General features: G+C 61.5%; 20 protein-coding genes. 4 read left to right on the forward strand and 16 right to left on the reverse strand.

Annotated elements, in window-relative coordinates; genetic code table 11:
* The first annotated feature begins 311 nt into the window (after nt 1–311).
* Nucleotides 312–3,257, forward strand: a complete 2,946-nt coding sequence (locus CKO36_RS20395; protein WP_200281928.1) for a methyl-accepting chemotaxis protein — start codon at nt 312–314, stop codon at nt 3,255–3,257.
* A gap of 12 nt (nt 3,258–3,269) precedes the next feature.
* Nucleotides 3,270–3,821: a chemotaxis protein CheW gene (locus tag CKO36_RS06085; protein WP_200281931.1), complete on the forward strand. Its 552-nt coding sequence runs from the start codon at nt 3,270–3,272 to the stop codon at nt 3,819–3,821.
* 19 nt (nt 3,822–3,840) lie between these two features.
* Here CKO36_RS06085 and CKO36_RS06090 read toward each other — a convergent pair whose 3' ends face one another.
* The 7 genes from CKO36_RS06090 to CKO36_RS06120 form a co-directional block, all read right to left on the reverse strand.
* A complete protein-coding gene (locus tag CKO36_RS06090; protein ID WP_200281933.1) occupies nt 3,841–5,778 on the reverse strand; it encodes a BatD family protein in 1,938 nt (645 codons plus the stop codon).
* Nucleotides 5,779–5,823: 45 nt separating this feature from the next.
* Nucleotides 5,824–7,809: a VWA domain-containing protein gene (locus CKO36_RS06095; protein ID WP_200281936.1), complete on the reverse strand. Its 1,986-nt coding sequence runs from the start codon at nt 7,807–7,809 to the stop codon at nt 5,824–5,826.
* A 70-nt stretch (nt 7,810–7,879) separates the two neighbouring features.
* Nucleotides 7,880–8,872, reverse strand: coding sequence for a vWA domain-containing protein (locus CKO36_RS06100; protein WP_200281939.1), 993 nt, complete (start codon nt 8,870–8,872; stop codon nt 7,880–7,882).
* A gap of 34 nt (nt 8,873–8,906) precedes the next feature.
* Complete coding sequence (locus CKO36_RS06105) at nt 8,907–9,464, reverse strand: DUF4381 domain-containing protein (protein ID WP_200281942.1); 558 nt, start codon at nt 9,462–9,464, stop codon at nt 8,907–8,909.
* Nucleotides 9,461–10,441, reverse strand: a complete 981-nt coding sequence (locus tag CKO36_RS06110) for a DUF58 domain-containing protein (protein ID WP_200281945.1) — start codon at nt 10,439–10,441, stop codon at nt 9,461–9,463. Before CKO36_RS06110 ends, CKO36_RS06105 begins: the two co-directional genes overlap by 4 nt.
* A 39-nt stretch (nt 10,442–10,480) precedes the next feature.
* Nucleotides 10,481–11,548 carry an AAA family ATPase gene (locus CKO36_RS06115; RefSeq protein WP_200281948.1) on the reverse strand — a complete coding sequence of 356 codons (1,068 nt, stop codon included), beginning with the start codon at nt 11,546–11,548 and terminating at the stop codon, nt 10,481–10,483.
* Nucleotides 11,549–11,623: 75 nt separating this feature from the next.
* Nucleotides 11,624–12,052: a hypothetical protein gene (locus tag CKO36_RS06120; RefSeq protein ID WP_200281951.1), complete on the reverse strand. Its 429-nt coding sequence runs from the start codon at nt 12,050–12,052 to the stop codon at nt 11,624–11,626.
* Nucleotides 12,053–12,183: 131 nt separating this feature from the next.
* Here CKO36_RS06120 and mtgA point away from each other — a divergent pair, with 131 nt between their 5' ends.
* On the forward strand, nt 12,184–12,978 hold the full coding sequence (gene mtgA, locus CKO36_RS06125; protein WP_200281954.1) for a monofunctional biosynthetic peptidoglycan transglycosylase: 795 nt from the start codon (nt 12,184–12,186) through the stop codon (nt 12,976–12,978).
* Here mtgA and CKO36_RS06130 read toward each other — a convergent pair.
* The 5 genes from CKO36_RS06130 to CKO36_RS06150 form a co-directional block, all read right to left on the reverse strand.
* On the reverse strand, nt 12,954–13,838 hold the full coding sequence (locus CKO36_RS06130) for an HlyC/CorC family transporter (RefSeq protein WP_200281968.1): 885 nt from the start codon (nt 13,836–13,838) through the stop codon (nt 12,954–12,956). The two genes, mtgA and CKO36_RS06130, sit on opposite strands and share 25 nt — an antisense overlap.
* Nucleotides 13,828–14,361 (reverse strand): rRNA maturation RNase YbeY, encoded by a 534-nt coding sequence (gene ybeY, locus CKO36_RS06135; protein WP_200282016.1) that lies wholly within the window; start codon nt 14,359–14,361, stop codon nt 13,828–13,830. The genes CKO36_RS06130 and ybeY overlap by 11 nt, the downstream gene beginning before the upstream one ends.
* Nucleotides 14,362–14,377: 16 nt before the next feature.
* Nucleotides 14,378–15,397, reverse strand: coding sequence for a PhoH family protein (locus CKO36_RS06140; protein WP_200281970.1), 1,020 nt, complete (start codon nt 15,395–15,397; stop codon nt 14,378–14,380).
* Nucleotides 15,394–16,770: a tRNA (N6-isopentenyl adenosine(37)-C2)-methylthiotransferase MiaB gene (miaB, locus tag CKO36_RS06145; RefSeq protein WP_200281972.1), complete on the reverse strand. Its 1,377-nt coding sequence runs from the start codon at nt 16,768–16,770 to the stop codon at nt 15,394–15,396. Before miaB ends, CKO36_RS06140 begins: the two co-directional genes overlap by 4 nt.
* A 95-nt stretch (nt 16,771–16,865) precedes the next feature.
* Entirely contained in the window at nt 16,866–18,566 is a 1,701-nt protein-coding gene (locus tag CKO36_RS06150; RefSeq protein WP_200281975.1) for an FAD-dependent oxidoreductase, read from the reverse strand.
* A 132-nt stretch (nt 18,567–18,698) separates the two neighbouring features.
* On the opposite strand from CKO36_RS06150, the gene CKO36_RS06155 reads away from it, so the two are divergent.
* On the forward strand, nt 18,699–19,061 hold the full coding sequence (locus tag CKO36_RS06155) for a hypothetical protein (RefSeq protein WP_200281978.1): 363 nt from the start codon (nt 18,699–18,701) through the stop codon (nt 19,059–19,061).
* A 44-nt stretch (nt 19,062–19,105) separates the two neighbouring features.
* Here CKO36_RS06155 and CKO36_RS06160 read toward each other — a convergent pair whose 3' ends face one another.
* The 4 genes from CKO36_RS06160 to CKO36_RS06175 are packed head-to-tail and all read right to left on the reverse strand — an operon-like array spanning nt 19,106 to nt 23,014.
* Nucleotides 19,106–20,920, reverse strand: coding sequence for a GGDEF and EAL domain-containing protein (locus CKO36_RS06160; RefSeq protein WP_200281981.1), 1,815 nt, complete (start codon nt 20,918–20,920; stop codon nt 19,106–19,108).
* Entirely contained in the window at nt 20,917–21,585 is a 669-nt protein-coding gene (locus CKO36_RS06165) for a thiol:disulfide interchange protein DsbA/DsbL (RefSeq protein WP_200281984.1), read from the reverse strand. Before CKO36_RS06165 ends, CKO36_RS06160 begins: the two co-directional genes overlap by 4 nt.
* A gap of 26 nt (nt 21,586–21,611) precedes the next feature.
* The gene (locus CKO36_RS06170; RefSeq protein WP_200281986.1) at nt 21,612–22,130 is read right to left on the reverse strand and encodes a disulfide bond formation protein B; all 519 of its coding nucleotides are present in this window, start codon (nt 22,128–22,130) and stop codon (nt 21,612–21,614) included.
* A gap of 32 nt (nt 22,131–22,162) precedes the next feature.
* Nucleotides 22,163–23,014 (reverse strand): HDOD domain-containing protein, encoded by an 852-nt coding sequence (locus tag CKO36_RS06175; protein ID WP_200281988.1) that lies wholly within the window; start codon nt 23,012–23,014, stop codon nt 22,163–22,165.
* Between the last annotated feature and the right edge of the window lie 24 nt (nt 23,015–23,038).

The following is a 23,038-nucleotide window of genomic DNA, read 5'->3' on the forward strand; positions in this document are numbered from 1 at the left end:
CTCAATAGAATCTTGTGCCCGGCCGGTGGTGCGGGATTGCTCGACAGTCGCGCGCACGCACCAAACCGATGTGAACCGCGAAGTTTAGCTGGATGGCATCAGCCGGTCAAGGGGTTGCGCTGAGCGCACCGCTGACCGCCATGGGTACAAAGCTTGGTGCAACGCCGCGATAATCTGCATCTGAATGGCTCGGGTTTGCTAGGCTTGGGGTGCACAAGCTCTGAATCTGTACGGCTCGCTCCCGCGTTGCGTCATGACTCGCAGACTTGAGCTGGGGCAGAGATATCAGGCCGTCAATCCGGACCCATGCCATGCTGAACCTGAAAAACATCCGTCTGCAACCCAAACTGATCGGGCTGATGCTGCTTTCCAGCCTGGTTCCCCTGATACTGGTCAGCTTGCAGAGTGTGCAGTCTGCGCAAAATGCTTTGCTGAAGGAAACCAATGCCCGGCTCGAAGCCGTGCGTAGTATCAAAAAAGGGCAGATCGAACGTTATTTTTCCGAGCGGGAGGCTGACATCGGTGTCCTGGCTGATGTAATCAGGAAAATTCAGGCCGATGCGGTCGCTGGTCTGGCCATCGTACATGATGAAAAACGCGGCCAGATCGAGCGCATTATGCACCGCTGGCGCACCGAGCTTGCCGGTTTCGCAGCCGACAAACGTCTGTCCGCCGCCTTGGCTGCTTTAGCCACCCGGTCGCATCAACCGCCACATCAGCTATCCAATCCGAATCCGGATCAGGCTCAGGCGTCGGTCGATGAGCCGGGTTATGAACTGGACCCTGAGCTGGGCCGAACGCGCAGCGAGGTCCTGAATCAGGTGCTGGGCACCGACCTGCGCGCCACGAATGTTCGCCCCACCGAAGCTCGCAGCCTACAGACACCGCCGCCGGTGACGCAGCACGAGCTGTTGGAGGTAACGGCGCAAGCGTTTGGCTGGACTGACCTGCTGCTGCTCGACACCTCCGGGCGAGTGCTCTATACGCTGGCCAGCCCGGCGCGCGTCGGACAACCGGCGCTGGGCGCACTTGCCGCTGGCGTTGAGCAACTCCGTAATGACCCAAGCCTGAGCCTGACCTGCGCCGACTTCCGCCCCGACCCCAGCGCGGACAATGCCCAGACCGCCTTTGTCGTCGCCAGGGTGTCTGCGGCTGGTCGGGGCGCTAGCGGCTTTGTTGCCATTCCCCTCAGTGCGCAGCAGCTGAACCAGGCTGTCCAGACTCGCACCGGCATGGGCGAAACGGGTGAGACCTATCTGGTGGGCCAGCAGGACGGCAAGCGTGCGTTTCGCAGCGACATGCTCACCATGGGCCAGGGGCGCTATGTCATCGGCGCTCCCATTGATACCCCCTATATCAGGCAGGCGTTGCAAGGGGATTTGGTACAGGACATTTATACTGACAGCAGCGGTCAGCCCGTACTCATCCAGGCCGGCCCCCTGGACATCCCGGGGCTGGATTGGGCCATCGTTACCAAAAAGAATCTGGAGGCAGCCCTCACCGAACGCGCCCCCGGCGAACAGCAGGACATCTTCGCGCGCTATATCGAGCAATACGGTTACTATGATCTCTTGTTGATTCACCCGGATGGGCAGGTGTTCTACACGGTGGCCAAGGAGTCCGACTATGGCACCAATCTGATCGACGGAGAATTTCACGATTCCAATCTGGCTGAACTGACACGCGAGGTTCTGCGCACCGGCTCCTTTGGTCTGGCCGATTTTGCCCGCTACGCGCCTTCCAACGGAGCGGCGGCTTTTATCGCCCTTCCTTTAAAGCGCAACAACAAGATCGAGATGGTGGTAGCCCTGCAATTGCCGTTGCAACCCATTAACGCCATCATGCAGCAACGCAGTGGCATGGGCAAAACGGGCGAGACCTATCTGGTCGGCCCGGATAAGCGCATGCGCTCAGATTCCTTCCTCGACCCCGAAAATCGCACGGTGTCCGCCTCCTTTGCCGGCACGGTCGCCAACAATGGCGTCGATACTGCGGCCAGCCGTGCCGCCCTGGCCGGTGAGACCGGCACCCGGATTGTCATCGACTATAATGGCAACCCCGTGTTGTCGAGCTTTACCCCGATCACTGTCGCCGGCATCACCTGGGCGCTGTTGGCAGAAATTGATCGCGCCGAGGTCATGGCACCGGTTTGGCGTCTGATCCGCACCACGACCTGGCTGACGGGTCTTTTTATCGTCCTGGTGATCGTGCTGGCGATCTCGGTTGCACGCAGTCTGAGCAAGCCACTGGTGGAGGCTGTTCAGTTTATTCAGAAGGTTGCGGCTGGCGATCTGCGCGCCGATGTCAGTTCAGAGCGCAAGGATGAAATCGGCGCCATGCTGACCGCCATGCATGTGCTGGTCGAGCAACTGCGCGAGATTGTCGGCGAGGTGCTGGTCGGCGCCGATAACCTCAGCTCCGCCTCCAGCGAGGTCAGCTCCACCGCCCAGGCGCTCAGTCAGAGCGCCACTGAACAAGCCGCCAGTGTTGAGGAAACCACCGCCAGCATTGAGGAACTCAATGCCTCAGTGCAGCAGAATACCGAGCACGGGTGCACCACCAACGGCATCGCCAAAAGCTCGGCCGAGGAAGCGCGTATCGGTGGTGAGGCCGTTACGCGCACGGTCAGTGCGATGAAGGCGATCGCCAGCAAAATCGGTATGATTGAGGAGATTGCTTACAAAACCAATCTGCTTGCACTCAACGCAGCTATTGAGGCGGCACGCGCCGCAGAGCATGGCAAAGGCTTCACCGTGGTGGCCGCCGAGGTGCGCAAGCTGGCTGAAAACAGCGGCGTGACGGCGCAGGACATCAACCAGCTCGCCACCAACAGCCTGTCCATCGCCGAGGAGGCCGGGCGGGTGCTGAAGCACATGGTGCCAAACATCATTAAAACCGCCGACCTGATTGCAGAGATCACCTCGGCCTGCGGCGATCAGGCCTCGGGTATCGGGCAAATCAGCGATGCTATGGGCCAGCTCGACAAGGCCACGCAGCAGAATGCGTCCTCATCCGAAGAGCTGGCCGCGACCGCCGAAGAACTCAGCGGACAGGCGGCGCAGTTGCAGGAAACCATGAGCTTCTTCAAAGTGTCGCAGGGCAGGCCGGTGTCAGACAAGGCACGACGCTCGCCTGGTGGCAGTACCGGCCGCCACACCAGCCCCAAGGTCGCCAAATCTCGTCGTCGGAGCTCGGGGAACTTCGGCCTGGATGGCGATGATGACGACATGCATTCACAAGACTTCGAACGCTTTTAGGCGGAGACCCTGATGACTGAGGCAATAGCATCCCAACAGCCACGCAGTGCCGCGACCGACAGCGCGGATGAAGCCAACCAGTACCTGACTTTCTCGGTCGCGGAAGAATGGCTGGCGATGCCCATCAATGCGGTACAGGAAATCATCGAAACGCCACGGATTACCCAGGTGCCCATGACGCCGGAATATATCCGTGGTGTCATCAACCTGCGTGGCAATGTGGTACCCATTGTTGATTTGGCTGCGCGCCTGAATCGTGGTGCCGCAACCCTGTCCAAGCGCAGTTGCATCGTGGTGGTTGAGGTGGTACTCAATCGCAGCAGCTATGTGTTTGGCATGCTGGTCGATGAGGTCAAAAATATTCTGGATATTCCGCGTGAGAATGTCAGACCGGCCCCCACCTTCGGCTCGGACATCAGCACCGACTTCATCCAGTCGATGGGACGGGTGGAGGATATCTTCGTGATCATCCTCGCTATCAACCATGTGCTGTCGGTGCAGGAGCTGGCTGAACTCAAGCGGATGGCCGAAGGCGCCGGCATCGGTGATACCGAGGTTCAGTAGTCCTGCGCCAAGCCCAGCGCTAGTTTCGCTGAGGATACAGTGGCGCCAGGACGCTGGCTGCGTCCTCTTCGGTGCTTTGTTCCCCGGCCTGTGTCAGCGCGCCGCGCACCTGATCCCAGAATCCCTGCCCCGACCAGCCAGCCCCCGAAGGGGCATAGAGCGCGCGCTCCAACTCCGCAAGAGCGCTTTGCGCGGCTTCGACTGTCGCGTCTAATGGCGCAGTGCGTCCCAAGCGTCGCGCCAGCATGGCGAGATTCAGCGGCGGATCATCGGGCCAGCGCGTGCGCGCCAGCGCCAGCAGCGCCTCGGCAGTGCCGGGCGCATCATGCTGGTCGGCCGCTTGCCGCACGGCTTCGCGCAGGGCGCTCTGACGCGGCGGTGGCGCGGCGGATGCAGCCGTTTGGCTCAGGCGCGGCTGAATCAAGCCCTTTTTTCTGGCGATCATGATCGCTCCAACCCCGGCGGCAGCCAATACCAGTAGTCCGATCAGGGCGCCCAGAATCAGTCTAATATTCGCATTGGAAGCGCTAGTACTTTGGCCGCTGGTGCTTTGGCTACTATTGGTGTCGGGTGCTGCTGCTACATTGGTGGTGCTTTGCGGCGCTGGCTGATCTGCCGATGCAGTGGCATCGGATGGCGCGGCGGCCGCCGCAGCAGGCGATGTCGGCGCCTTGGTTGCCGGCGGCGGTGCGCCAGCAGCGACAGTCAGATTCAGCGCCGGCACTCGTGTCTCACGCTCACGCTCGGCCTTGATATCCCACCAGCGCACATGCAGCTCGGGCAGCTGCAAGGAACCAGCCTGCGTGGGAATCAGCGTCATTGACTGCTTGCTGACCGCGTAGACCGCCTGCCCATCGGTGCGGGTTTCCTTCTTGGTCGGCTCGCGATAGCTGCGCACCGCAGCGGGAATGCGCATGTTCACATCCGGGATCTGGCTGCCGGCCAGCCCCTTGGCAACTAGCGTCAGGGTGCGGGTCACCGGCTCACCCACGCGCAACGCGGGTGGTTGCTGAGCCCAGGAGTCTTCGACACTGAGCGCCTCGGCCGGCAGCCAGTGCTGACCGCTGAAATCCTCCGGTCGCGCCTTGACTTGTAGCGTTAGCGCGCGACTTTGGGCACGCACCGGCTGCCCAGACTCAAACAGCGACAGCGGACCGCTGGTAAAATCCGTCGCAAAGGGAAAATCCTGAAACATCCGATCCAGGCGCGAGCGCTGCGTACCGGCGCCAGCCCCAGCCCCCGAGCCACGACCGGCGCCAGTCATCAGCTCACCTTCGAATATCACCGGCGGAATGCGTAGAGTGCCACTGTGCTCCGGGCTCAGGCTATAGCGCCGTTCAATGACCTGATAGTCGCGCCCGTCGCGGCGGCTGCTATAGCGCCGATCCGCTCCCAGACGCTCCAACACCGCGCCCTCGGCACGCGGATCGCTCAGACTGCCGCCGCGCAGCGGCTGCGCGCTATACAGGCGCACCACCAGCGGCAATTGCTGCTGCACCATCACCGGATCATCGGCGCTCACCCCTTCGGGTCGTTCCAGCGTCAGCTCGACGAAGACATCGTCACCGGGGTGGCCAAGCGCACCCTCGGGCGTCTCGCTCACCTGCACCGACAGCGGCTGGGTGCGCTCGGCACCAACACTGAGCGCTGGAATGCGCAGCTCACCCAGGCGTCGGGGCTTGAGGCTGATGCGCCATTGCTGACTACTGCTGGAGCGGCCATTGATAATGCTGATCTGCGAACCGCGACTGGTGCCCAGGATGTCGAAATCCTGTTCCAGCGGGGTCAAATCCGGTTCAGCAGTCTGTCCCAGGCCACTGGCCTCAATGCTCAGGGTCAGTACTTCGCTCTCATAGAGCTGCTGGCGGTCAAGCGTGGCCGTGACAGCGGCGTTGGCCAGCAGTGGGCACATCAATGTCAGGATCAGCAGGAGTACACATCCTGTTCGGTGGTGCATGGCTTGCCTCATCATGGTCTTATCGCCTCCAGTCAGCCGCTTTGCTTACCAGGGTTTCCCGGCTGCGACATTTTGTTCCGGGCCGACGCGCTGGCTGTATTGATAAAGGAATTTGCGTCGCAGTAGACCGGCCGGGTCATCCGGAATGCGTCTCAGCCATTGCTCGGCGGCCGCGCGGGCTTCCTGCTCCTCAGGTGTACCCTCGGAGTCCGCAGAGGCGGCGGCTGATGCGGGCGTCTGATCAGCCTCAGGTTCAGAGTCATCCGACTGCGCGGCAGCAGCAGCCTCGCGGTAGTCCTCAGCCGCTTGCTGTTCGGCTTGCTGATCGCGTGCCGGTGCGGCCTGGTCATCACGCGCTGAGTCTTGATTGTCTGATTCGTGCTCGTCACCAGAAGGCGACTGTGATGACTGATCCGAAGGCTGGGCGTTTTGCTGCTCGGCTGATTCCTCAGCCGAGGATTCGTCATTCTGGGATGCCTGGGGATTCTGTTCACCGCTGTCCGCAGCCTGATTATCCTCTGAAGAGGAGCCGGACGACTCCTGTTGCTGCGCGTCGTCCGCCGATGAATTGTCCTGATTTTGCTCCTGACCCTGTTGGTCCTGAGTCTGTTCAGAAGAATCCTCGCCTGACTGACCATCCTGATTTTGCTGTTCCTGTTGTTTTTGCTGCTGTTCCAGCAATTTTTTAACCTGTTCGTGATTGTAGCGCGCATCCTCATGATCCGCCTGCAACGCCAGTGTCTCTTCATAAGCCGCCAGGGCATCTTCAAGCGCGCCGGCTCGGGCCAGGGCATTGCCGCGATTGTAGTGGTCAGTGGCCGTATTTCCAGCCGCGAAATTCTCAGCGGCGGCTTGATAATCGCCAGCACGATAGGCAGCTGTGCCGCGACGCTGGGGATCGGGCGCCAGCGCGCGGGCGCGCTCGACATCTCCCTGCGCCAGAGCCTGAGCGGATTGTTGATCCGGGCGCTGCCACAGATCTTTCCAGCCGAATGCCTGGGCCGGCGCTGGTGTTCCTAGCAACAGCGGCGCAACCAACAGTGGCAGGGCGGCCAGCAGCCAGCCACGCCGAAAGGCCAGGGCCGCCAGCGGCAGCAGTGCCAGCGCAATCCAGGGGCCGAGCGGATACCAGGCCTGGGCTTGGTTGTCGGTCAGCTCGGCCGGAAGCGCGCGCCCAGGATCACCTGCACCCAGGGTAGCGTTCAGATCCTCATCATTGGAGGTTAGGGGCGCATAGGCTCCAGCGCCAGCGCGTGCCAGCGCGCGCAGGGCTTGAGTATCCAGCCGGCTAATGACTGGCCCCTCGGCACGACGGATGCCGGGCACCGGTGCGCCTTGCTCAGAGCCGACGCCAATTACCGCCAGGCGATGACCGGCGGCTTGCAAAGCCCGGGCCGCTGCCAGCGCGCGTTCATCGCCGGCATCATCGGTGATCAGCACCACCTCGCCGTGCGTGGCACCGGCTTGCTTCAGCAGGGCGCCAGCCCGTTCTAGCGCCAGATCAGGACGGCTGCCGTCGACCGGCATAATCTCCGGTTGCAAGGCGTCGAGCATGGCGGTGATGGTCGCGGCATCCTGCGTCAGCGGCGCGACCGTGAAGGCGTCACCGGCAAAGGCAATGAGGCCGACGCTGCCGTCTTTGACCTGAGCGAGAATATCCGCCACCTTGTAGCGTGCTCGCGCCAAGCGGGTCGGTGTCAGATCCGTGGCCAGCATGGAGCGGGACAGATCCAGCACCACCACGCGCGCAACACCGCCGCTGAAGGTCGGCACCGGCTTGCGCTCGATGGTTGGATTGGCCAGCGCCACCACCGCGATCAACCAGGCCAGTCCCAGCAGGATGAAAGGCAAACGGGTCGTCAGGCGATTCAGCGCCTGCGGCTCAATGGTCAGCACCGGCAACAGGCGAGGGTCAATCACCCGTCGCCAGGCGCTGTTATCACCCGTGCTCGTCGCACTCAGCCACAGCAGCGGCGCCAGTGGCACCAGCGCGAGCAGCCACCAGGGATTCAGGAAATGAAAATCGCTCATGGTTGAAACCCACTAAAACATGCACAAATCGTTTGAACCCGATTCCGATCCCGATCCCGATCCATATCCCCTATTCATTGAAGGCACTGCGCAGCGATCCGGAGGCACGCCCCACGGCAACCAGGGCGCTCAGCACCAATGCAGCACCGAGCGGCCAGGCGAACAATTCGGCCACTGGGCGGAACCCTTCCTGCTGGGATTCAACTGGTTCCAGTTCGTCGAGCAGGGCATAGATGGATTGCAATTCGCGCAGGTCGCGGGCGCGGAAATAGCGTCCGCCGGTTTGCTCAGCGATCTGTTTGAGGGTGCGTTCATCCAGCGGATTGCGTCCCAGGGACATTCCGAAGGGACCGCGCGGATCGGCGCCAACGCCAATGGTGTAGATACGCACGCCGGCCTCGGCGGCCAGTTCGGCGGCCTTCTCGGGCGTGATGGCTCCGGCGGTGTTGGCGCCGTCGGTCAGCAGAATCAGCACTCGCTGCTCGGCGGGCTGATCGCGCAAGCGCTTCACCGCCAGGCCGATGGCATCGCCAATGGCGGTATCCTTGCCGGCTAGGCCGATGGCGGCTTCAAACAAAAGCGTGCGCGCTGTTTCGCGATCAAAGGTCAGCGGGGTTTGCAAATAGGCCTGCTGACCAAACAGGATTAAGCCGATGCGATCCCCGGCGCGGCGCTCGATAAAATCACCCGCCACCGCTTTCACGGCTGTTAGGCGGTCGGTGACGCGCGCGCCGATGACCATGTCTTCTTCCACCATGGAGCCGGAAATATCCACCGCCAGCATGAGATCGCGCCCGGCCAATGGCAGAGGAATCGGTGCGCCGATCCATTGGGGTCGGGCGGCTGCGATCACCAGCAGCAGCCAGATTAGCAGCGCCAGCCACAGTCGCAGGCTCGCCGGAGCGGAGGTGCCCTGGCTCGCACGCCCCTGCATCAGCGTGGCGTAAAAAGGCACCCGCAGTGCCGCTCCTTCCAGCGCCGGTGCGCGTGGCAGAAAGAGATAAACCAACAGTGGTAAGGGTAAGGCCACAAAGGCCCACAGGTGAGCAAAGCCAAAGGTCATTCCGAGGGCTCCAGGCGTTGCGGATCGTCGCGATTCATAAATTTTTCGTCAGCCAGGTGCGTGCTAATGCCCGCAGTGCCGGGCCGTCACAGGGGGGCGCCAGTGCATAGGGGCCCTGCGCCAGCACTTGGCCGGCACCATCGGCGAATTGCCCACCCCCGCCGGTGTGATCGAGAAATTCCAGCCAGGGCGTTCCGGTCAGATCCGCGACCTGCTCGCGCGGGAAACGCCGCAGCGCCACGCGTTTGAGCAGTGCCGACACTCCGGCAATCAATGCTTGGCAATCATCGGTGGCCGGCAGGGCGGCCAGCTCGCGCAGCACCCGGGCGCGCAGCCGGCGCTGCTGCCACTGGCGCCACAGCACGCGACTGAGTCCAATCAGCAGCGTCAGGAGCATGAGTGCTAGCAGCCACCAGCCAGGCGCCGGTGGCCACAGCGATGGCAGGGCCGGTTCATGGATGTCGCGCAGGTTCAGCCCAGCTGGTAGTGCCTGGGACGCAGCGACTGGCAGCGCTTGGGGCGCCGCAGCGGATGCGACTGGGGCCAGTGCGACTGAGGCCAGACTTGTCAGAATTGCCAACGCCGCTTTCATGCCACCGCCTCCCGGGATCTGGCAGCAGGAGTACTGTTGCGGCTCAGGGCGTGCGTAACCACCGTAGCTGGATCCTCATGGGTCAGGCAGCCGTGCAATCGCAGGCCGCAGCGCTCCAGGCGTGCGCGTATCTGGGCGCGTTGTTCTGCGAGTACTCGTTGATAATCGTTGCGCAGTCCACGGCTGAGGGTGTCGAGCAGGCCGGAGCGGCGCCCGTCGCTGATGCGGTAGCGTCCCGGCGGCGGCGGGGCCAGCTCAAGCGCATCGAGGATTTCAACCGCTAGCACGGTGTTATGCACCCGCAGCTGACTCAGATGGCGTTCGGTCTCGGCATCGGCGCTGGCGAAATCGGACAGTAACCACACCAGGCTGCCGGGGCGAATGACATGGCGCAGCCGCGCCAGCGCGCGGTTCAGTTCCCCGGCCGGTGCCTCATGGGCGGCCAGGCCCAGATTCGGATCGCCCGCGGCCACCAAGGCACGAATCAGCCGCATTTGCCCACGCCGACCGCCCGCTGGCGCGATCTCGCGATGCTGGCCATCAAACAGCAAGGCGCCGATGCGGTCGCCGCGACTGATGGTCGACCAGCCAATGAGGGCTGCCAGGCGCGCGGCCATCACAGACTTGAAGGCGCCCCGGCTGGCAAAGAACATGCTGGGGCCGAAGTCGGCCACCACCACCACCGGACGCTCGCGCTCCTCATCGAACACCTTGACATGGGCATGTCCGGCGCGCGCTGTGATGCGCCAGTCCATGTTGCGGATGTCATCTCCGGCCTGATAGTGGCGCGACTCGCGATAGTCCATGCCGCGTCCGCGAAACCGCGACTGATGCTGGCCTGCCAACACCGAGCGGCTGGCACGCGGCGGCTTGGTGCTGAGCCGCGCCGCGCGCGAGCGCAGAGCGATCAGGTCAGTAGCATCCACCCGCCAGTCAGCATCAGGCGCCGTTGCAGTGGCAGTTGCGGTCGCAGTCATGGGCAACGTCTCCAGCCGGATGAGTCCTTGGTCGAGGACTTAGATAAGCGGGACATGCTTAATCAGTTCCGCCACAAAGCGATCCACCGTGACGCCTTCGGCCTCGGCGGCATAGCTCATCAGCACACGATGGCGCAGCACGTCGAAGACAACACTGTGAATATCCTCGGGCGTCACATAGTCGCTGCCGCGCAACCAGGCGCAGGCGCGGGCGCAGCGGTCGAGCGCAATGGTGGCACGCGGGCTAGCGCCATAATCGACCAGGCGCGCCAATTCGCGGTCGTAAGGCGCCGGATCGCGGGTGGCCAGCACCAGTTGCACCAGGTATTCCTCCAGATTATCCGCCATGTGTAGCGTCATGACCTGATCGCGGGCGGCAAAAATCTGCTCACGACTGACCAGCGGCGTCGGGGCCGGCTCACCGTGCGCGCGTCCGCTGATCTCGGCGCGGGCAATGGCCAGAATCTGGCGTTCGACGCGCGGATCCGGGTAATCGACCCGCACATGCATCAAAAAGCGGTCGAGTTGCGCTTCCGGCAGCGGATAGGTGCCTTCCTGCTCAATGGGGTTTTGCGTGGCCATGACCAGAAAGGGTTCTGGCAGCGGATAGGTGCGTCCGCCGACAGTAATCTGGCGCTCACCCATGGCTTCGAGCAGCGCCGACTGCACCTTGGCCGGAGCGCGGTTGACCTCGTCGGCCAGAATCAGATTGTGAAACAGCGGGCCACGCTGGAAGTGAAATTCGCCGGTCTCCGGGCGATAGATATCGGTGCCGGTCAGGTCGCCCGGCAGCAGATCAGGCGTAAACTGCACGCGCTGGAAGTCGCCGGCGATGCGCGCTGCCAGCGCCTGAATAGCCGAGGTCTTGGCCAGCCCGGGGGCGCCTTCTACCAGCAGATGCCCCGAGGCCAGCAGCGCGATCAGCAGGCGCTCGACCAGGCCCTCCTGCCCGAGAATACGCGCGCGCAACTGCCGGCGCAGCTCGGCAAAGGCGGCAGCGGTCTCCGCCAGATCCGTGGGTGCCTGCGCGGCGGCGACAGGCGTGCCCTTGCTCAGATCGGGGGCGCCCGGTGGTGTCGAAGCACTTGGGCTATGCGTTGCATTCATGCAAAATCTCCCGTCGAAATCATGGTTGGCTGTCCTCAGCGTTGGGTCACACCGCTTGAGAGTTAATTTTGATCGTTAATTCGGCGCCTGATCCGGCATCTGATGGGGCAGCGAACGACTCTGCACCGCATCCGGCCCGGCGCTCGGCCGATAGGCTGGCTGTACCAGCCGGCCGTTGGCCGCGACCTGGGTCAGCCAGGTTTCGGCTGCCTGCCACCAGCGCTGGTTGGGCTGATCAGGCCAGGTCGGCCAGGCGACCTGAGCTACCTTAACAAAGCGCAGAGCGGTCAGGCTGGCGGTTGTGACAAACTGCCGCTGGCGCTGTTGATACTCCGCCGGCTCGACCCGCACCACGGCGGGGATGGCTGCAATGGGTTCACGACGCTGCCACTGCTCATTGAGCAATAAAGCCGTGACAAGAATCCCGGCCAGACAGACTAGCAGCAGCAGTGCCCGGTGCAGTCCTCGGCCAACACGCCGGCGCTTGCTTGCATCATCCACCATTGACGGCTCGCCGTGACAGGTTTGCGGGTGCTTGAGCCGCCCCCTGGCAAGCCCAGCTTTGAGCTTGGAAGCTTAAACGGCTTGGCCTTAACAGCAACGTGCGAAAAGATTACCGAATGGTAAGGTATCCGATGGCGGTGACACCTACAGGACGCAAACGCAAGCGCTCAACCTCTGCTGGCGCCTCAGTCACAACGAGCGGACGCCAGCCGCAGCGCTCCCTGATCACGCGCTGGGCGTGGCGGCTCGCCTGGCTGCTGGCGTGCTGTCTGGTGCTCTCGATCCTGGCGGTGGGTGCCTTGCGCTGGGTCAATCCACCCACGTCAGCCTTTATGCTGCAACATTGGCTGACCCAGCGTCTGGCCGGCGAGGCATCGCCCGCGCTTCACTACCAGTGGACAGACTGGGATGCCATCGCCGCGCCACTGAAACTGGCCGTGATCGCCGCTGAGGATCAACGCTTCCCCAGTCATCATGGCTTTGATCTGGTCGAACTTCAGGATGCCTGGAACAGCTTTCGCGAGGGCGGACGCCTGCGCGGTGCCAGCACCATCAGCCAGCAAACCGCCAAAAATCTGTTTCTGTGGGGCGGGCGGGATTATATGCGCAAGCTGTTTGAGGCCTGGTTTACGCTGCTGCTGGAGACATGGCTGCCGAAAACGCGCATTCTGGAGCTCTATCTGAACATTGCTCAGTTCAGCCCTGACACCTTCGGAGTCGGTGCCGCCAGTTGGCGTTATTTTGACCGGCCGGCCATCGCCATCAGCCCGGCGCAGGCGGCGCGTCTGGCCGCTGTGCTGCCCAATCCCATGTTGTACCGGCTCGATGAAGCGTCATCGGCGCGGGTTCAACGTCGCATGCGCTGGATTCGCCAGCAGATGAAGCAGTTGGGGGGTACGCGTTATCTTGACCGGCTGCCGGACTGATCACCGCCGCGCTCGACGGCTGTGGAGGCCCGAACGCTCATCAGATGCACACGGCGACTGTCGGCACGCAACACGGTGAAACGAAAGCCCTCGACTTCGATCCGCTCGCCGCGCACCGGCAGCTTGCCCAGCGCATGCACCACCAGGCCGCCGATGGTGTCAACATCCTCGCTGCTCAACTCGCTGCCAAAGTAGTCATTGAAATCCTCAATGCTGGTACGCGCCTTAACGGTGTATTCGCCCTTGCCACGCTTGAAGATGAAGGCACCTTCGTCGAAGTCGTGCTCATCCTCGATCTCGCCGACAATCTGCTCCAACACATCCTCAATGGTGGCCAGGCCGGCGGCGGCGCCGTATTCGTCCACCACAATGGCCATGTGATTACGACTGCTGCGGAATTCCTTAAGTAGCACATTCAAGCGCTTGCTCTCGGGCACAAAGATTGCGCTACGCAGGTGATCGCGAATGTTAAACGGACGCGTGTTGGCGCGGCTGCAATAGGCGAGCAAATCCTTGGCCAGCAGAATGCCGAGCACTTCGCCCTTGTCTTCGCCAGTGACCGGAAAGCGCGAATGTGAGGACTCCACGGCGACAGCGAAAATGTCTTCCAGTGCGGCATCACGCCGTACAGTGACCATCTCGGCGCGCGGAATCATAATATCCTCGGCGCGCAGATCCGAGACCTGGAGCACGCCTTCGATCATGCTCAGACCGTCGCGGTCGAGCAATACGCGGCGCTCGGCGTCTCTGAGAATTTCCAGCAGTTGGTTTTTATCGCGCGGCTCGCCACCAAGCAGCCGGCACAAGCGCTTGCGCCAGCCGCTTGGTGCTGGGCCGCGACACGATCGGTCATTGGCCATCGACGCTGTTGCCTGACTCCCCATGGCTGAATTCATACGGCGCGGCAAATCCTAACCCGATTAGAATGCGGGTTTCCAGCGCCTCCATTTGTTCGGCTTGTGTGGCGTCGAGATGATCATAGCCGAGCAGATGCAGGATGCCATGCACTACCATGTGCGCCCAGTGTGCCGCCACCGGCTTGCCCTGCGCCTCGGCTTCGCGGATCACCACTGGCGCGCAGATGACCAGATCCCCCAGGAAGCCGCTGATGGGTACGCCGGGCGGCGGCTCAAAAGGGAAGGACAGCACATTGGTCGGCCCCGAACGCCCGCGATAGTGCTGATTCAGCTCGGCGCTTTCGGGTTCATCCACAATGCGGATAGTGATTTCAGCCAGCTCGGGTGCGCCATCGACGGCGGCGAGCGCGGCCCGAGCCCAGTTCTCCAGTGCCTGCTGGATGGGGCGCGGTGCGATGGTCGCAAATTGCAGGTCCAGCACCAGCGGCGGCTCGGTCCTGGAGGATAATTCGACGGCGATTGGCATGGCAGGCGGCGGTGGTTCAAGCACGGAGTTTTGAAGAGGCATCAGCGACTGTACTGGCATTCTGCTGATCATGATCATCGTAGGCGTTGACGATACGCTGCACCAGCGCATGACGCACCACATCGCGTGAGGTGAAAAAAGTAAAGCTGATGCCGTTCACCGCGCGCAGCACCTCAATGGCGTGCCGCAATCCCGAGGGCTGACCATGCGGCAGGTCGATCTGGGTGACATCGCCCGTGACCACCGCCCTGGAGCCGAAGCCAATGCGGGTCAGAAACATCTTCATCTGCTTGGGGGTGGTGTTCTGAGCTTCGTCGAGAATAATAAAGGCATCATTCAACGTGCGCCCGCGCATGTAGGCCAGGGGCGCAACCTCAATGACATTGCGCTCAATGAGCTTGCTGACCCGCTCGAAGCCGATCATCTCAAAGAGCGCATCATAGAGCGGACGCAGATAGGGGTCGATTTTTTGTGCCAGATCGCCGGGCAAAAAACCCAGGCGCTCGCCGGCCTCGACCGCTGGGCGCACCAGCAGCAGGCGGCGCACCCGCTCGGTCTCCAGCGCCTCGACCGCGCTGGCCACAGCTAGATAGGTCTTGCCGGTGCCGGCCGGGCCGATGCCGAAGCTAATGTCATGCCGCAAAATGGCGTGCAAATATTCCTGCTGGCTGGCCCCTCGCGCACGGATCAGGCCGCGCTTGGTTTTGATGAGAACCTCCGGCAACTCGGCGCTGGCGCGGGCCGCCTCGACACTGGACGGCTGGAGATGCAGGTGCAAAAGTTCAGGGGTCAGGACTTCAGTGTCAGTCAGCGCATAGAGATCGCGCAACAACTGTTCGCCCAGCGGCAGAATCTCGGCCTGGCCAATCAGCCGGAACTGCCCCCCCCGGTTGTTGATTTCGATCCCCAGGCGTCGCTCGATCAGGCGCAGATGCTGATCGAACTGGCCGCACAGATTAGCCAGGCGGACATTGTCCTCGGGGGTCAGCTCGAAATCGAGACTGTCGGCAGGGGCACGCGCGGCGGGACTGCTCAAAGCGTACTGGCCGCGCGGGGCGCGACCCTGATTGGCAGGGGCTGTTCCAGCGCCAGAGCGCGCAGCGAGTTGGGCAGCGCTTCGGTGATGCGCACCTGCATGAAGGAGCCGAGGCGCTCAGCGGGCGCATCAAGATTCACCACCCGGTTGTTTTCGGTGCGTCCGCTTAGCTGGGCCGGATTGCGTCGGGACGGATGCTCCAGCAGGATGCGTTGCACACTGCCGACCATGGACTGGCTGATGGCCTGGGCCTGGGCATTGATCAGGCGTTGCAGGCGCTCCAAGCGCTGCTGTTTCACCGCCTGCGGCGTGCTGTCCGGGTAACCGGCCGCTGGCGTGCCGGGACGGGGGCTGAACAGGAAGCTGAAGGATTGATCAAAGCCGATGTCCTCAATGAGCTGGAGGGTGGCTTCGAAGTCGGCCTCGGTTTCGCCGGGGAAGCCAACAATAAAATCCGATGATAGGCTGATGTTTGGACGCACGGCGCGCAGGCGGCGCACGATGTCGCGATACGCGCTGACGCTGTGGCCGCGCTGCATCCGTGTCAGGATGCGGTCTGAGCCGCTCTGTACCGGCAGGTGCAGGAAATCCACCAGCTCCGGCACCTCGGCATAGGCCTCAATCAGCGCCTCGGAGAACTCGACCGGATGTGAAGTGGTGAAGCGAATCCGCTCAATGCCGTCGATGGCGGCGACTGCATGAATAAGCAAAGCCAGATCAGCCGCTTCGCCGTCATCCATGGTGCCGCAATAGGCATTGACATTTTGCCCAAGCAGATTGACCTCGCGCACGCCCTGTTCGGCCAGGCCAGTCACTTCAGCGATGACATCGTCGAAGGGGCGACTAACTTCGGGGCCGCGGGTATAGGGCACCACGCAGTAGGTGCAGAATTTCGAGCAGCCTTCCATGACCGCCACCCCGGCACTGGGGCCGGTGGCGCGCGGCGGGGGCAGGTGATCGAATTTCTCAATCTCCGGGAAGGAGATGTCGATCTGGGGGAGCGTGCGCGCTCGTGCCCGCGCAGCATCCAGCATTGCGGGCAGGCGGTGCAGCGTTTGGGGGCCGAAGATCAGATCGACGAAGGGGGCACGGGCGCGCAACGCTTCGCCTTCCTGGCTGGCGACACAGCCACCCACGCCGATCAGCAGATGCGGTCGTGCCACCTTGAGCGGGCGCCAGCGCCCGAGCAGGGAAAAGACTTTCTCCTGAGCTTTCTCGCGGATGGAACAGGTGTTGAGCACCAGGACATCGGCGTCCTCGGGGGTTTCGACCCGGATCATGCCGTGGGATGCGTGCAACAAATCCGCAATGCGTGCGGAATCGTAGGCATTCATCTGGCAGCCCTGGGTCTGAATGTAGAGCTTTGCTGTCATCAACTCAATTAAACGTAAACGGCCGGAAATCGCCGTACTGAAATGGCGCATAAGGCTAGTCGATTCCCGTCCCGAGGTCCAGTGACAAATGCCAGCTATTTTTCGCGTGGATAAGGCCAGGCCACCAGTCCGCCTTCCATCACTTTCACATTGCGCCAGCCGTGGGCTTGCAGGATGGCGGCGCACTCGTAGCCGCGCAGGGAAATTTTGCAGTACAGCACAATCTCCTTGTCCTTATCCTGCGGGAGCTCGTTGAGCCGGTCGCGCAGGGCGCCCTGTGGAATCAGGGTTTCGCCAATCCCCAGGCGCATTTCCTCGAACTCCTCCGGATTGCGGGTATCGAGAATAAACACATCCTCGCCGGCATCGACCTTACGCTTCACCTCGCTGACTGAGAGACCGTGCATGCGGCCCTTGAGTTTGTTCTCCATCGCATGCGCGGCGACAATGACATGATCAAGCGCCAGGGAATAAGGCGGTGCATACGGTAGGTCGGCATTGACCATATCACTGACGGTCAGCTTGCCGGTGATGGCAGTGGCCATGACCGCCACCCGTTTGCTGACATCGCCCGGCCCAATGCATTGAAATCCCAGAATGCGTTCGCTGCCGCGCTCGGCCACCAGCTTACTGATCAGCAGTTGGCCGTGCATGAACATGGGGATATCCAGCCCGGAGATGAGCACGGTTTCGACATCCAGGCCAGCGGCATGCGCAGCGCTGGCGGACAAACCGGTGACGCCCACGGTGTAATCGAAAATTTTGCAAATGCCGGTCTGTATGTTGCCAGGGAAGCGCGCGCTGCCTGGTTCGATGACATTCTGCCCCACCACGCGCCCCTGCAAATTGGCCAGATCGCCGTAGGGCGCGCGATTTTGCGCCTGGGTGATCATAGAGGTGCATTCCACGCAGTCACCGGCGGCATAAATGTCTGGGTCAGAGGTCTGCATAAATTCATTGACCAGCAGGCCGCCCTGCTCGCCGATCTCGAGACCGGCTGCCTGCGCCAGCGCGATGCTGGGGCGCACCCCGACGGAAATGACCGCCAACTGCGCCGGCAGTTCGGTGCCATTATCAAGTTTCACACCGGTGAGCCGCCCCTCCTCACCGAGAAACTCCGCCACGCCATTGCCGGTAATGATGTCGGCTCCCTGGGTACGGGTGTGATTGACAACCAGCCGAGCCAGATCCGGGTCCAGGAAGGGCAGCACCTGGGGGGTTTTTTCGATGATGGTGGTTTCAATGCCAGCCAGTCGCAGTGCCTCGCAGACTTCAAAACCGATCAGGCCGCCGCCGACAATAATGGCCCGGGTCACCTGGCCCTGATCGCGAACCGCACGCAGAGCATCGGCATCGGCCAGGGAATGCAGGGCGAGCACGCCTTCGAGGTCGGCACCGGGCGCCGCCGGGCGCAGGGGCGCTGCACCTGTGGCCAATACGAGACGGTCGTAAGCAATGCTGTCTTGGTGGCCGCTGTCGAGATGCCGATAGGTGACGGTTTTGTGCTCGCGGTCGATGCTGACGGCTTCAGTGCGCACCAGTGCATGGATTCGCTTGGCCTTGTCGAAAAACTTCGGATCACGCGGCACTCCGGCGGGGCTACAGACCAGCAGATTGCGGTCATCAAAGGTACCGCCGATATAGTAGGGATAGCCGCAGGAGGCCATTGACAGATCAGGATCGCGTTGGATCAGCGTGATCTCGGCGAATTCATCCGTGCGCCGCGCCTTGGCCGCCGCCTTGGGACCGGCGGCTGAGCCGCCGATGACAACAATTTTCAGGGGTTCTGAAGACATGATTTGACCTATGGGGAATGCACATTAAAACAATATTCTGAGCGTGCTTGTCTGCTGTCGCACTGTAGTCGCGACCTCATATCGCTTAGGATACCAGGCTTCATCACCCAAACTTAAAGAGGAATCCACAACATGCCCAATCAATACGCGAAATTGTTCGCGCTCCTCGCCGCCGGCCTTGTCAGCCTGGCGCTGAGCCTGATGCTGAGCAGTTGCGGCAACGGTCTGATCGCCCCTGAGGGGCCAAAATCCAACGCCTTTTTGAATCAACTTGACGCCAACTGCGGGACGCTCAACATCGGCGATCAGCCGATCAACTACCTGCTTGACATCAACAACGAGGATACGTATTTCATCGACGAGGCCAGCAAGCTCGCTGCCGGCGAGATTGATCAGGCGACCTTTGCCAGCGATATCAACGCTTTTTATCCGACTGGCAGCAACGGACGCGCGCTCCAGTGTATTGTTGCGCAACTCAGCCCGAGCGCACCATGACAATTGGATAATCTTTGCCGCGACCGGCTCGGTCGCGTGCCCGGTTAAACCTGGGTGGCTTGCTCCCCTGCCGGGCCGCCAGCCGGACTGCTGGCTTGGCCAATGCGGGTGGCGAAGTGCACGAAATCTTCGGCCGGCAGCGGCTTAGCGAACAGATAGCCCTGTCCGAGCGAACACCCTTCATTGAGCAGAAACGCCTGCTGTTCCTGAGTTTCGATCCCCTCGGCCAGCAGCTCCAGTGACAGGCTGGTGCCGAGTGCGATAATAGCCCGCACAATGGCCGCATCGTTGAGATCCTCGGGAATGTCCGACACAAACGAGCGGTCGATCTTGAGCTTGGTCAGCGGCAGGCGCTTGAGGTAGCTCATGGAGGAATAGCCGGTGCCGAAGTCATCCACGGCCACCCTGATCCCCGCCTGACGCAACAGATGCAAACAGTCAATCGAGCGGTGCGGCGACTGCATGACGGTAGATTCGGTGATTTCGATCTCCAGCACCTCGGGAGCCAGCTCGGATTGCTCCAGGATATTGATGATTTTTTGCGCCAGATCGCGTTGTTCAAACTGACGTGTAGACAAATTCACGGATATGGAGGTCGTCGGCGCCACCACACCGGCGACGCGCCAAGCTTGCATCTGTTGGCAGGCGGTGCGCAATCCCCAGTCGCCCAGCGGGTTGATCAGGCCAGACTCCTCGGCAAGCGGAATAAAGGTGACCGGCGAGACTAGCCCGCGTTCGGGGTGCCGCCAGCGCACCAGAGCTTCAATGCCGTAGAGCTGCCCAATGCGCAGATCAATCTGCGGTTGGTAATAGAGTTCAAACTCATCGCGTTCCAGAGCCTCTTGCAGACTGGCTTCCAGCACCAGGCGGTCGCGGGCGGCAGTTGTGAGTTGCTCGGTGAAAAAGTGCGCCGTCTTGCCGCCCTCGGCTTTGGCTGAGTAGAGCGCGGCATCGGCCTTGCGCAGCAGATCGTCCGCCGTGTGGCCCTGATCCGGATACAGGGCAATCCCGATGCTGGCCCCGACCAGCACCCGCTGACCGTGCAGGATGAACGGTGGTTGCAGCGCTTCATGGATGCGCTCAGCAAAACGGGCCGGCTCGTCCTTGGTCTGGAAGGGCGCCGGGATCAGGCCGAACTCATCGCCGCCGAGCCGGGCCAGGGTTTCATGTTCACCGACCAGCTGCTGCAAGCGCCCGGCCACGGCTTTGAGGATCTCATCACCATCCTGGTGGTCAAAGCAGTCGTTGATCTGCTTGAAGCGATCAAGATCGACAATCATCACTGCCAAACGGGCCTGGTGCCGGCGCGCCTCGGCAAGGCCTTCACTCAGGCGATCCGCGAACAGCAAGCGGTTGGGCAGGCTGGTCAGCAGATCGTACTGTGACAGACGTAATACAATGAGCTCACTGCGTCTCAGTTCGGCGGCGATGACCAGTTGCTCGGAGATATCGTGAGCGATCTCGATGATGCCAAAAATCCGGTCCTGATCGTCGCGTAATGGACTAGCGGAGAGTTCATAGCTCTGTTCGGTGCCTGGCTCCTCGATCAGGTGTACCACCTTGGTCGAACAGCCTTGGGCAAAAACCTCGGCCAACGGACACTCCCGACCCAGCTCGGAACAGGGCTTGTCACTACCATATAGAAGCTCATAACAATGTAACGACTGGAGTGGACGTTTGCGTTCACGCGCTTGCCGCTTGGCGGCCTGGTTCATGCGAATCAGGCGATAATCCTGCGCGATGACCATAATCGGGTTGTCAATACCGTCAATGATATGCTGCAGGAAGGTGCGTTCCTGGATCAAGGCGGCCGTGTTGGCCGCGTCTTGCTCGGTGATGTCGATATCGGCATTTATCATGCGGGTGGTGGTCGCTGGCGCGCCTTGTCAATCAGTCGCTCGGCAATGGTCAGCAGGGCTCCATAGTTTTTCGCGCCGTTGTTCAACACGGCGTAGCGCCCACCGACGGCGATCATGGGAACGGCTTTGACCTGATAATCTTCGCTGAGGGCTTTGGCGCGTGCCACCTTGGTTTCCACCGCAAAGCCGTTGAAGATGTCCTCGAAGGATGCGGGATCGACCCCCTGCTGCTGGAGCCAATCGAGCATCTTGCGCGGCTGGTACAGGGCGATGCGTTCCTGGGTGACAGCATCGAAAACCGCTTGATCGAGCCGGTCAAGTGCTTGGCTGAATTCCAGCGCATAGTAGAGTCGCGCCAGATTCTCCCAGGCTGCGCGCCCGAAGGTCTCGGGTACGCGACGGAAGCTGACATCCTCTGGAAGCTTGGCTGCCCAGTCTTTGATTAGCGGGTTGAGGTGCGCGCAATGCGAGCAGCCATAGGAAAAGAATTCCAGCACCTCGATCTGGCCGTCTTCATCGCCAGGTTGCGGCGGCGTGATAGCGCGCCATTCGTGCCCCTCGCGCACATCATCGTCTGATGCCTGCGCGCTCCAGGTCACGGGTAGCAGGGTACTGCCGAGTGCTGCCAACAGGTGACGGTTGAAATGCCGGCGCGATAAGGCCATGCAGAGATCCTCCTATCGCTTGGTCTTCAGTTGAGTGGGCCAGTGGTTGAGTCATGCTGGGCGCGCGTCAATTGCAGGTGCCAAATCGCCAACGCCAGTACACTAAGATAAAGCACCAGGGCCCAGTTGGCCAGCGAGAGCCCTAGGATCACCAGTTCGCGGTCTTCACAAAAACCGCCGGCCATAAACAGTGTTGGCCACAAGCCGCCGAGCCATTCGACCAGCCGCTCAATGGGACCCATATCGGCCCCCACGCAGGAAATGCTTCCGGGCGGCTGCAGTTGCAGCCAGCTTTGATAAGCAGCGGTCACGGCACCCGTCAGGGCCAGGAGAGAAAAAGCGCTACCAGCCAGGGTTCCCCAGGGCGCGCGCAGCACGGCCAAGAGCGCCAGCGGCGCCATTAGCATTAGCAAAAGACGCTGAAAAATGCACAGATGACAAGGCGACAACTGCAACCAAGCGGTTAACCCAACGGTGGTTGCGGCTGCGATGGCGCACAAGAGTGCCAGTAGCAGCCAGGGCCACTGGTGACGTACAAGCGGCATGAACAACAAACGCATGAAAAAACAAGCCCCACCTAATGATGCATCGTAATCGCTTCGTTGACTAAATCCTCAATCATGACCTCAAGCTGCGCGAGCTGGATCTCTTTCAGACCCAACACCTGAGCCTCCAACGTGGCTCCCAGCACGATGTCCGGGGTGGCGTCCTGCCCGACACCCATCTTTTGACACACCAGATCGAGTAGCCGAACCATGGCCATAATAGAATCCGCTTCGTCAAACGCTTCCTGGTGATGGTTTTGCGCGATCAGTGCAAAGTGCTTGGGCAATTCCCACTTGAGCATCAGGCGACAACCGATCTCATTGTGCATGGCTTCAAGAATTTCATCGATCAGAATATCGGTGATGGTTACTGATACGCTGCTGTCTTCTGACAAACTATCGAGCACCTTGAGCAGAAACAGCTCGCCGATATCATGCAGCAATCCGCACAAAAACGCTGTTTCCGCCTCGTCGCGCCGTCCGAACTGCTCGGCTATCCAGCGCGCACCACTGGCACATACATAAGCCCGTTGCCACAGATTGGACATACGCTGGGCCGTGGTGGGCAGTTTGGACTGATAGGCCAGCAGTTGCGAGGCCATCATGGCTAAACTGGCGACCTTGTTAATCCCCAACCGCAACACCGCGCCGCTGAGTGTGTCCACCTGCCTAAGGCCACCATAGAAGGAGGAATTCGCTACCTGCAAAATCCGGCTGGTCAAGGCCTGATCCTTCATGATTAGATCGGTTACCTGCTGCATGGTCGCCGTCTCGGAGGTCTTGAGCTGCTGCAATTCCAATGCCACGCGATTAAATACTGGCAATTGTTGGCTATCGACATCAAAACGCTCGTCAATCAGCTCCTTTAAGGACTTTTTACTCATGGTTAAAGCTCGTTGTTCGATCAG

Origin of the sequence: Rhabdochromatium marinum, from assembly GCF_016583795.1 — a bacterium.
Lineage (GTDB): Bacteria > Pseudomonadota > Gammaproteobacteria > Chromatiales > Chromatiaceae > Rhabdochromatium > Rhabdochromatium marinum.